Source organism: Frankia gtarii (genome assembly GCF_025403375.1).
Taxonomy (GTDB): Bacteria; Actinomycetota; Actinomycetes; order Frankiales; family Frankiaceae; genus Frankia; species Frankia gtarii.
Genome location: NZ_JAMPTM010000038.1, coordinates 24,159 through 35,146 on the forward strand (window position 1 = coordinate 24,159; position 10,988 = coordinate 35,146).

At 69.6% G+C, this 10,988-nt stretch carries 9 protein-coding genes; 4 read left to right on the forward strand and 5 right to left on the reverse strand.

What is annotated here, in order from left to right; all coding sequences use genetic code 11:
• Window positions 1-2: 2 nt before the first annotated feature.
• Complete coding sequence (locus NBZ83_RS08720; RefSeq protein ID WP_261574720.1) at window positions 3-1,610, forward strand: FtsK/SpoIIIE domain-containing protein; 1,608 nt, start codon at window positions 3-5, stop codon at window positions 1,608-1,610.
• 660 nt (window positions 1,611-2,270) lie between these two features.
• On the opposite strand, the gene NBZ83_RS08725 is transcribed toward NBZ83_RS08720, so the two are convergent.
• The 3 genes from NBZ83_RS08725 to NBZ83_RS08735 all read right to left on the reverse strand — a co-directional run bounded on the left by NBZ83_RS08725 (window position 2,271) and on the right by NBZ83_RS08735 (window position 4,912).
• Window positions 2,271-3,824 carry a recombinase family protein gene (locus NBZ83_RS08725; protein WP_261574721.1) on the reverse strand — a complete coding sequence of 518 codons (1,554 nt, stop codon included), beginning with the start codon at window positions 3,822-3,824 and terminating at the stop codon, window positions 2,271-2,273.
• A gap of 13 nt (window positions 3,825-3,837) precedes the next feature.
• A complete protein-coding gene (locus NBZ83_RS08730; RefSeq protein ID WP_308203777.1) occupies window positions 3,838-4,065 on the reverse strand; it encodes a hypothetical protein in 228 nt (75 codons plus the stop codon).
• Between the two features lie 214 nt (window positions 4,066-4,279).
• Window positions 4,280-4,912: an alpha-ketoglutarate-dependent dioxygenase AlkB gene (locus tag NBZ83_RS08735; RefSeq protein ID WP_261566484.1), complete on the reverse strand. Its 633-nt coding sequence runs from the start codon at window positions 4,910-4,912 to the stop codon at window positions 4,280-4,282.
• A 513-nt stretch (window positions 4,913-5,425) separates the two neighbouring features.
• On the opposite strand from NBZ83_RS08735, the gene NBZ83_RS08740 reads away from it, so the two are divergent.
• The 3 genes from NBZ83_RS08740 to NBZ83_RS08750 all read left to right on the forward strand — a co-directional run bounded on the left by NBZ83_RS08740 (window position 5,426) and on the right by NBZ83_RS08750 (window position 9,191).
• Complete coding sequence (locus tag NBZ83_RS08740; protein WP_261566485.1) at window positions 5,426-6,541, forward strand: acyl-CoA dehydrogenase family protein; 1,116 nt, start codon at window positions 5,426-5,428, stop codon at window positions 6,539-6,541.
• A 210-nt stretch (window positions 6,542-6,751) separates the two neighbouring features.
• A complete protein-coding gene (locus tag NBZ83_RS08745) occupies window positions 6,752-8,077 on the forward strand; it encodes an Hsp70 family protein (RefSeq protein WP_261574722.1) in 1,326 nt (441 codons plus the stop codon).
• A gap of 10 nt (window positions 8,078-8,087) precedes the next feature.
• Entirely contained in the window at window positions 8,088-9,191 is a 1,104-nt protein-coding gene (locus NBZ83_RS08750; protein WP_261574723.1) for a sensor histidine kinase, read from the forward strand.
• A gap of 24 nt (window positions 9,192-9,215) precedes the next feature.
• On the opposite strand, the gene NBZ83_RS08755 is transcribed toward NBZ83_RS08750, so the two are convergent.
• Window positions 9,216-10,301, reverse strand: a complete 1,086-nt coding sequence (locus NBZ83_RS08755) for a sensor histidine kinase (protein WP_261574724.1) — start codon at window positions 10,299-10,301, stop codon at window positions 9,216-9,218.
• A gap of 2 nt (window positions 10,302-10,303) precedes the next feature.
• The coding region (locus NBZ83_RS08760; protein WP_261574725.1) for a response regulator transcription factor at window positions 10,304-10,988 on the reverse strand (685 nt) is incomplete at its 5' end.

A 10,988-nucleotide genomic window follows, 5' to 3' on the forward strand; every position in this document is an offset into this window, starting at 1 on the left:
CCGTGACCAGTATCGCGGGTTTTTTCTGGCGGTATCGCAGTGAACTTCTCCCGCTCTACATTGGCCTGTTCTTGACGGTGTCCGCCGCGGTGGCACACCGGGCGTGGGGCACCGGTGGCGTGGTGCTGCTGACCCTGTTCTTCCTGGTCACAGCATGTCTGTTTGCTCGCAGGTTGACACGTCGGGTCGAGCGCGCCTATGCCGTGACCGCTGCTTTCCTCGGCTCGGGATGGTGGTCGACTGCCGCGATTTTCGGGCCCGGTCACGGGCCTTTTCCTGCTCTACTCATAACTGTAGGTTCGGCGACCGCTATTCCGTGGTGGGCACACCGTCGCCGGCGTGAACGAGTCCGGGTCGAGCGCACAATTCGCGCGTGGCCTGTTCTTGCGGAAGATGCTGGGCTTTCTGGCTCACGGGTGATGTCCGCGGTGGTGGACGCATGGGGCTATACCGCGCGGGTCGCGCTACGCCGTGGCATGTCCGCACGAAGTGCCATCGCCCGAGCCGACGAAATCGCTTCCATGCTCGGTGTGCGGCCGAACAGTGTCCGGGTGACTGCCGATCCCGACCGAGAGGATCACGTTATTGTCCGAGTCACCGAATCCGATCCTCTGGCACGCCCGAACCCGTGGCCCGGACACGGCGACCAGGCCGCCACGATCACCAAACCGATTGCCATCGGAACCTCTGAGGATGGCACGACGGTAACCGTTCTCCTGCTCCGCAGGCATATATTGATCGGCGGTGTGGTCGGCTCCGGAAAATCGGGAATAGTAAATGCCATCCTCGCCGGACTCGTACCCGCCGACGATGTGATCATCTGGGGTGTGGACCTGAAGGGAGGAATGGAACTCGGCCCGTGGGCGAAATCCCTCGGCCGCCTGGCAACCGATATGGACGGTGCAGTCAAACTCTTCGCCGATGCCATGGAAGAACTCAACCGGCGCACCCGCGAGCAAGCGCAACGGGGGGAACGGACATGGAATCCCACCCGCGAACGTCCCGCACTCGTCATCCTTGTCGACGAATTCGCCGAACTGCCACCCGAAGCCCTCGAAATTGCCGATTCCTTTACCCGCCTAGGCCGCGCGGTCGCAGCCACCCTCATAGCAGCCACGCAAAGACCCACCCAAGACGCAATGGGAAATAACGCGGTCCGCAGTCAGATGGACGGCCGGATAGCCCTACGGGTTCGGGAACGCGCCGACACAGACCTCATCCTCGGCGCGGGCGCCTACAAAAGCGGATGGCGTACCGACACCTTCACCCTTCCCGGTGCCTTTCTCATCCTCGACCCCGACCACAACACGCCCATACCCAACCGCGCTTACCTCGTAGAAGACGACACCGTGACGGACATTGCCGCCCGCTATCCCGCACCGACAGCTCTACCCGTCCGACAGGACGAACCGCGCGCGGATCATCCCGTTGATCCCGACGATGCACTGTGGACTGCACTCACGATGCCGGAAGGCGCCAGCGTGTCCGACCTGATGACCGCGACCAGCCGATCACGCCGTTGGGTGTACTACGCCCTTCAGCAGCTCCAGGACGCCGGCAAGGTGCGCCAGACCGGCGGACGCTGGCACGCCACCCCCGACCAGCCATGAAGACCCACCGTCACGGAAACGGTGTGCAGACCGGTGTGCAGACCGTCGTGCACCGGTGTGCACACCGGTGTGCATGCACGGCCCCACGCGCGCGCGTGCGCGCCTGCGCGCATTGGGACACACACGACCCCCCACCGTGCACCCCCTACAGCACCCATCACCCACCGTGCTCACGGCCCTCGACGACCGGCGAGGCGGGGCCGACGGCCCTCGACGGTCCGGACGGCCCTCGACGACCGGCGAGGCGGGGCCGACGGCCCTCGACGGTCCGGACGGCCCTCGACGACCGGCGAGGCGGGGCCGACGGCCCTCGACGGTCCGCCACTGGACGTGAGACCGGCCGAAGGGAGACCACGCACGTGTCCCCGGACCATGAACCACGTTCCGACCCACCTACCGCCGACCCTGCCGAGGACACCGACCATGATCTCTATCCACTTGCCGATCTTGATGACGAAGATCAACGATGGGTGGCTGAGCAAGTGGCGCGCGCGCCCGAACCATCCCTACATACCGTCAGCGTCATTGTCTCTCTGTTGGAACTGCCGAAAATCGAGACGAGCAACCACGATGACGGGTCGCAAACGCGGATGACATAGAAAAGGGGTCGGGTGGCACTCGCAATCGAGTGTCACCCGACCCCGTCGGGTCGCGTTCTTGCTAACGGTCGGACTGTTCCCGCCACACCACCGTGAGCCTGTCCCGCAACGGTAGATCGCGACCGGGAATCACCGAGATCTTTTCCAGAGTCACGGAAAGTACCCGGCGACGCTTCATCACATCGTCACCTAGAAGATCCTGCAAGGCGGCTTTTCCGTCGATGACCGTCGAGAACCGGGCCAACTTTGCAAGATCCTGTTCTATCTTGACGAGTTGAGCCTTATATCTCTTCTCTGTCCTTCCTGCCAGATCTGCGCTCATGATCTCGTCCGCTATTTTGTCTGGCAACTCCTCAAGGCTCTCGTTGATCCTCGCGCGCCTTGCCTGAAGTCGACCGACCTCCGTATCTGCCGGTTTCGCCCACGCCCGTGCGCGAATGTATTCCGCGACCATTATTGTTGCGAGTTTGTCGGCGTCTCCGGCCGGAATGGAGAATGATTGGGGGCAGTCAACATGCGTGCGTGACTTCCCCATCTGGTGCCGCCACAACGCCCGGTCGGATGTGTCGGTCCGCACTAGCGAGCGATTGCAGGCGAAACACACGAAGTATCCCGCAAACGTGTTAATGACCCGCTTGCCCGTAGCGCGTCGCTCCGGACCAGAATCCTTCTTCTTTTTGGTTCGCGCGGCGCCTATGGTCGCCGATCCCCCTGCTAGGGCGGCAACGGTGGCCCGCCACTCTTCCTCAGTCAAGATACCTGGAAAATTGGAGAGCTCACCCGTGACGGTCCATCCCCGGTCCTGGTTACCGTCGGCGTCCAGACCGGCGATACGCGGGTTTCGCAGATAATTAGCCAATGTCCTACGGGTCAAAACCCCGGTCTCTCCCTCGAAGTCCTTTCGCGTGCTAGTCCGATGCTGGATACGCAAACCCCGGTCGTAAAAATCGTCGGCAACCGTTGCGATCGCTTCCCCCGCCCGGACACGCCGAGAAGCCTCACGAAGCCACTCGGCCTCTTCCTCGTTCACGCTCCAAGTCCCGACTACCTTCTTCCCCTTACGCACCCACATGCAATTCCAGCCGAAACCGACCGTCCTACCAAGAAACTCGTGACGCTCCCGCTTGACCTCAAAGGCGCGGCGCACCCACTCACTTTTCGTGCCACTCTCTGACACGCTCTTACCGACCGCGTTATGCCACGCATCCCGGTCACGCTGACGCTGGAAATCATAGACGGAACGGGTCTCGCCGTTCGTGACGATCAGCTTTCCGCGGATCACTTGCATGATCCGGCCGAATTCCGCACCTACGCGTGGATCGCGTGTGATACGCGACTCCTCCCACACCACCACAATGCGATAGGAACCCGATCGCAAAGCTGCGAGAAATTTCTCGAACTCCGGCCGGACGACATCCTCACGCCACGCACTGAGACCATCGTCGCCGTAGGCGGCGGCAATGAAATAGTCGCCATCAGAAGCCGCTGCGTCTTTCAACGCTCGCGTGAGCTGGTCAATTACCCGCGCGTCTAGATCAACATGTGACATCCGACCATAGAAGAGTCCGGGGTCCGAGTTCGCTGACGGGGCAGGGGGCAAGTCGGGAAGATCCATGATCATGATGCTACTACGGGTCAACAGCGTAGCCGTTCAACACCCAGCTCAGATCGGACAGCGACGACGCCCCGACGCCCGCGCCGATGTTCGGCAGGCCGACGTTGGTGATCCAGACGTCGAGCTGGGCGAGGAAGCTCGCGATCGACAGCACGCCAAGGACCAGTGCCGGCCGGGCGTCGCGGCCACCACCGGTGGCCGACGTCGGCCGAAGCGCGATGGCTTCGTCCTGGAGACTCATCGGATCTCGCTTTCAGGAAGGAGCAGCGCCCGCCGGGCGGCACCCGACCCGCTCCGGCGACACTTATTGGACTGTTCGGTCAACAAAACCTAGGAAGTTCTGGACCGATCTGTCAATAACAGGCTTCGCCTGCGTTTACTCGGTCACGAAAGCGGGCCGACCGGGAACATCCGCCGCCTGCGGAAGGTTGAGGAACCGCGCTCGACGGGGATGCTCAGCGCACGTCGAACGGGCGGAACTGGACGCTGATCCGCGGACCCACCAGGCGCGCCGACTTGGGCACGGCGTGATCCCAGGTGCGCTGGCAGCTACCACCCATGACGATCAGGTCGCCGTGGCCGAGCTCGAAGCGCAGCACGGGGCCTCCGCCCCGCGGGCGCAGCAGCAGCGGCCGGGGGCCGCCCAGCACGACGATCGCCACCATCGTGTCCTGCCGGTCGCCGCGGCCGATCCGGTCGCCGTGCCAGGCGACGCTGTCGCGGCCGTCGCGGTACAGGCACAGACCCGCGGTGACGAACCGCTCGCCCAGCTCGGCCGCGTAGTACTCGTCGAGCGCGCTCCGGGCCACCGCCAGCACCGGGTCGGGCAGCGCCTGGCCGTCGCCGTAGAAGGCCAGCAGCCGAGGGACGTCGACCATCCGCTCGTACATGGGGCGGCGCCCAGCCCGCCAGGGGACCCCGTCGCGCAGCCGCTCGAACAGGGCGTCCGCCCCCTCGATCCAACGTGGCCGCACGTCCACCCACGCACCCGCCGACAGCGCGCGCCGGCGCACGCTCCCCGCGAGCGCAGTGACCTCGACAGCCGCCGCGGCATCAAGCAGCGACGCCTGGAACGGCGCAAGCTCCACGGCACGACGATACCAAACATCCGTTCGAATGGCGGCCCCCGCCCGGCGAAGCTCACCCCTTCGACCGGCCCGTCAAGCCCGCGACGTCGACATGCGCCTTTGCTGCCGCCTTCGTGTGCATTGTGGGCGCAGGAACCACTGTTCGGAGTTGACCTGACACGCACAGCCGGATCTCTTGGCCCCCTGTCCGCCTCCGGATGCAGCACAGCTCGGCTCCCGCCAGACACCCGGGCGGCGGTGCTCTGGGCCGGCAGGCGGTACGCGGTCGCCACCGACGAGCCAGACCGGTGGACGCCCCGTCCCGCCGCGGCGCCCGAGCGGAGAGTGAGTGTGTTCACCCGTCGGGGCGATCGCAGGTCGACCGGCTGGCTCGGGGTCTACAACCAGATCGGGCTACCTGACCCGCGTTGACCAGGCCGCGCGGGCGATTGCGCTGGCCCGTGCGGGCGGTCCGGGGAAACCCCCCGGTCCGCCCAGCCAGGCAGTCGAAAGCGATGGAGGAGGAGCGGGACGATGTCAGAAACATCCGGAAATTCGGCCGTGGTCCGGGCCGCCGGCATGCTCGCCGGCCGGCACGCGGCCGTGGCCGATGCCGAGCGACGGCTGCGGCCGGAGGTGGTCGACGCGCTCGTCGACGCCGGGTTCGGCCGCTGGTTCACCCCGCCGAGCTTCGGTGGCCAGCCGTGCGGCTACCGCGAACTGGCCGAGGCGGTGACCGCCGTCGGGGAGGGTTGCGCGTCCGCCGCCTGGGTGGCGGGACTACTGGCCAGCTCGGCGCGGTTCGCCGGTTTCCTGCCACCGCCGGGGCAGGCCGAGGTGTGGGAGAAGGGCCCCGACACCCGGCTGGTGGCGGCCGTCATCCCGCAGGGCACGGCAACCGAGGTCGACGGCGGCTGGCTGGTCTCCGGCACCTGGTCGTTCGTCAGCGGCGTGGAGTTCTCCGACTGGGCGATCGTGCTCGGGCCGATCGTTGCGGGCGTCGACGAGGGACGCTTCTTCGTCGTGCCCAGGTCGGACTACACCATCACCGACAGCTGGTTCACCCTGGGCATGCGCGCCACGGGCAGCCAGTCGTTGACGCTGGATGAGGTGTTCGTTCCCAGCCGGCGGTCGTTCGCGCGCCAGGAGCTGCTCGCCGGGCGCCCCGAGCCGGTCGACGGGCCCCGACGGTTCGCGCCGCTGTTCGCGGTGAACGGCCTGACCTTCGGATGCCCGATCCTCGGCGCGGCCCGCGGCGCACTGCGGATCGCCGAGGAGTCGCTGGCCGGGGCATCCGCCGCCGGACGCCCCGTGCGGGACTCGGCACGCATCGCCCTCGCCCGCGCCGCCGGGGAGATCGACGCGGCGGGGCTGCTGCTGGACCGGGTGGCGCATAGCGCCGACAACGACGAGTACACCCCGGCGTTGATCGCCCGCAGCCACCGCGACAGCGCCTTCGCGGCGTCCCTGCTCACCAGCGCCGTGGACGCCCTGCAGCACGGCAACGGCGTGCGCGGGGAGGCCCAGGACGATTCGGTGCAACGGATCTGGCGCGACGTGCACGCCGGGGCCAAGCACATCGTGCTGCAGTTCGAGCCGGCCGCCCTGCACTTCACCGAACAACTGATCCGCCCCCACGGCGGGGCGTGACGCCTCAGCGGGCAGGCCGCCCGGGCGGTCGTTCGGGCGGTCGTTCGGGCGTCACTTCGGTGAAAAACAGAACAACTCCGGCCACGCAGGGTCGCCGGCCTTCTACCCTGACAGGGCACGCGGTGAAGGAATCACGCGGACCGAACGTTGCGGGAGTCGGGCAGGTGAGGTACCGGGCTCGGAGTCGATCTCGGGACCACCTTCACCGCGGTGGCCATCGGCCATCCCGTCACCACCGGGTCCGGCCGGTGGGGCCACACCGAGATGGTGAACCTGGGCAACCGCGGCGTCGCCACGCCCGCCGTGGTCTACGCCGGCCCGGACGGCCGCCTGCTGACCGGGGAGGCAGCCGTGCGCCGGGCGGCGCTGGCACCCGGCCACGCGGCCCTGGGATACAAACGCCGGCTCGGCGACCCCACTCCCCTGGTGCTGGGTAATGTCCCGTTCTCCCCGGCGGCGCTGCTGGCCGCCTCGCTCGGCGACGCCGTGCGCACGGCCACCGACCTGCGGGGGGCACCGCCGGAGACCATCGTGCTCAGCCGACCGGCCGTATGGGGCCCTTACCGGATGAAACAGTTCGACGAGGTGCCACGGCTGGCGGGGATCGGCGAGGTGCGGATGGTGACCGAGCCGGTGGCCGCCGCGACCCACTACTGCGCCGTCGGCCAGCTCCCGCCGGGCGCGCTCATCGCCGTCTACGACCTGGGTGGGGGAACGTTCGACACGGCCGTCCTACGCTCGCAGGCGGGCGAGATGGAGATCCTGGGCCTGCCCGAGGGGGTGGAGTGGCTCGGCGGCGTCGACTTCGACGAGGCCGTCCTGCACCACGTCGACCGAGAACTGGGCGGTGCCGTCAGCGACATCGATCCGCAGGACCACGCCGGCGCCGTCGCGTTGGCGCGCCTGCGCCAGGAGTGCGTGCTCGCCAAGGAGGCGCTTTCCTTCGACGAGGAGACCGTGATCCCGGTGATCCTGCCGACGGTCCGCGGCGAGGTCCGGCTCACCCGCGCACGGTTCGAGGACATGATCCGGCCAGCGCTCAACTCCACCCTGGACGCGCTTCACCGCACCCTGAGCTCCGCCGGGGTCGAGCCGGCGGAGCTGGCGGCGGTCCTGCTGGCCGGAGGTTCCTCCCGCATCCCCGCGGTGGCCCGCACGGTCGAGTCGGCCATGGGATGCCCGACCGTGGTCAACGCGCACCCCAAGCACCTGGTGGCGCTCGGCGCGGCCCGCATCGCCGCCCAGCTGCTCGAACCAACCGCGGTCCCGGCACGCCGAAGGGCCGTCTCGCCGGCCGATCCCCACCACGCCACCGCACCTCCAGCCACACCACCAGCCGCACCACCGAGCGCACCCCACCGCGCCGCCGCCGCGCCGCCAGTCGCGGCACCGCCCGCGCACCACCGCGCCGCCGCCGCGGCACCAGCGGCGGACACCCCGGCCCCGCCTCGCGTTCGCCGACGCCTCGCGGTGATCGCGGCCCTGGCCGTCACCGTCCTGCTGCTGGCGGCACTCGTCGCCGCGCTGTCCGGCTAGGCGCGCCGTGGTGGTGACACCTTCCGCCGCGCCGGGGCCGCCCGACCCCGGCGCCTCGCTCGCGCCCGGCGTGCTGCGGCTGGCCGCCGAACTGCCCTCCACCGGACCCCGCGGCGGCGACCTCACCCCGGTGGCGGCATGGATCGGCGCACAGGTCGGAGCGGGACTCGTCGTCCTTCGGGTGCTGGACCCGGAGGGTCCGTGCGACCACCGGTGGTCGGCGCCGCACCGGTCCGACATCCCCGCGGCCGCGACCGTCACCTCGGCGCACCCGATCCGCCATCACGGGGTCGACGTTGCCATGCTGCTCGTGACCCTGGACATGCCCCAAACCCCGGACACACCCCAAACCCCGGACACGCACCGGCGCCTGGACACACATCGGCGCCTGGACGAGGTCGCGGCCGTGCTCGGCGTCGTCGTCGCGGGCGCGGTGGCGCACACCGGGACGCGCGCGGCCCGCCGGTGGGGTCACGACGTACTCGCGTGGATCGCCGACGCCCGCCATCGGGCGGCATCCCGGATGGAGAGCGAACGACACGCCCTCGAACGAGATCTGCACGACGGCGCACAGCTACATCTGGTCTCGCTGCAACTGGCCGCCGCCGTCGTCGAGCACCGGCTGGCCACCGGGACCGCGGACGAGGCGACACTCGCCACGGCGGTGACCGATCTCGGCGCCCGGCTCGACCGTACCCATCAGCTGCTGGTCGACAGCGCGGCGGGGATCACGCCCGTGCCGCTGCAGGCCGCCGGCCTCGGCCCGGCACTGGCGCTGAGCTTTCGCGAGGCACACAACGTCACGTTGGACATCGGGATCGATGTCCGCGCACGCCGCTACCCGTCGAGCGTCGAGAGCACGGTGTACTTCACCTGCCTGGAGGCTGTGAACAACGCGCACAAACATGCGCCGGGTGCCGCGGTGGTCGTCACCGTCCGCAACACGTACCAGGGGCTGTGGTTCGAGGTCGCCGACTCCGGACCGGGCCTGGCCGACGCCGGCAGCGCCGGCCTGGCCCAGCTGCGGGCCCGGCTCGCCGCGGTGGGCGGTGCCCTGCACGTCGCCTCGACTCCCGGGGCTGGCACCAGGGTCACCGGCACCGTGCCCATCTGACGCCACTCGGCGGGCCGCCCAGAACTACGGGGAAGGCGGGGTGGTGCACGGGGGACCGGGATCGTCGTCGCCGCCGAGCCGCTGCGGCAGCCAGACGTCGACCAGCGCCGCGCCGGTCGGGGACGCGTGGCAGCGCAGCCCCCCGCCGAGCGCGGCCAGCAGCCGGGCGTCGTCGGCGAGCGCGGCCCGCAGCCGCTGCGCCGAGCCGGCCGGATCGCCGACCCGCACCGTGAGGCGGTCGGCGGCCCGGGAGAAGCGGACCGACAGCGGCGTGTCGGCCGTTGCGGCTACAGCCGCGAAGACCACCGCCGTCGCATGGTAGATCCCGGACTCCACCTCCCAGCCGACCCGCCGGCCGAAGTCGCCGGTGCAGCTCACCTGCCGGGGCAGACCCGCGGCCAGCTCCCGCAACGCCGCCGCCGTCCCCCGGCTGCGCAGGGTCGAGGGGTGCACGGCCCGCACCACCGTCCGAAAATCGTCGATCAGTTCGTCTACCGCTACCCGCAGCTCCCGCAACGTGACCAGGGTCCGGCTCGGGTCGTCATGGGCCGCCGCGGCGAAGTCCCGCCAGCGGCGGGTCACCTCGACGAGCCGGCGAGTCGTGCCGGTCAGAACCCAGCCGGCCAGGCGGTGCCGCTCGACGTCGAGCACCGCGGCGAGATCCGCCTCGACCTTCGCCGCCCGCCGCGCGAGGCCGGCCGCATGGACAGCCTGCTCCCGCTGCGAGGCGTCCGCACGGACCTCCCGCAGCAGCAGTGCAACGCAGTCGGCTGTCTGGGCCAGCAGCTCGGCCGACACCTCCTCGGCCGGGCCGTCCTCCCCGTCGGTGAGCACCAGGGCACCGACCTGCTGCCCGCCGTCTCGGACCGCGGCGACCGCCCGCACACCCGCCCGCGCACCCGGCCGCACCGGCCCGGCGTCCGCACCGCCCTCGGGTGCGAACACCGGGGCGGCGGGCAGCGGATCCTCCGGCAGCCAGAGGTTCGCCTGGCCGGTGCCGGCGGCCAGGACCAGGTTGCGCAGTAGCGGCGCGACCCGCTGCCCCAGCGAGGCGCCCGCGGGCAAAGCGGCGACGTCCTCGGCGAGGACGACCCACGCCGGTCGCGTCACCCTCAGTCCCCCGATACCCGGGCGTCCAGGTAGCGCAGTACCGCCAGCACCCGCCGGTGATGCGCCGTCGAGTCGGCGGGCAGGTCCAGCTTGGTGAAGATGCTGGCAATGTTCTTCTCCACCGACTTCGCCGACAGGAACAGGGCGGCGGCGATGCCGTTGTTCGAGCGGCCCTCCGCCATCAGCCGCAACACGTCGGACTCCCGTGGGCTGAGCGTCGCCAGCGGCCCGCTGGGACCGGCGGGGCGGTCGACGAGACGCCGCGCCAACACCGGTTCGATGACGATCTCCCCGGCGTCGATGCGGGCCAGGGTGTCGGTGAGCACCTGCACCCCGGCGATCCGCTCCTTGAGCCGGTAGCCGATCCGCTCGGTGCCGATCTCCAGGAAACGCATGAGGTACAGCGTCTCGGCGTAGTGCGACAGCAGGAGCAACCCGATGTGCGGATGACGGGCCCGCACCCGCGCCGCCGTCGTGAGGCCGCCCTCCGCGCCCGGCGGCATGCGGATGTCGACGATGGCGACGTCGACCGGTTCGGCGGCCAGCAGCTCCACCAGTGCGTCGCCGTCCGCGACGCAGCCGACGACCTCATATCCGGCCGTCGTGAGCAGCAGCAACAGCCCCTCCCGGAACAGGGCCGCGTCGTCGGCCAGCGCTACCCGCACGACGCCCCTGACCCCGCCGCCC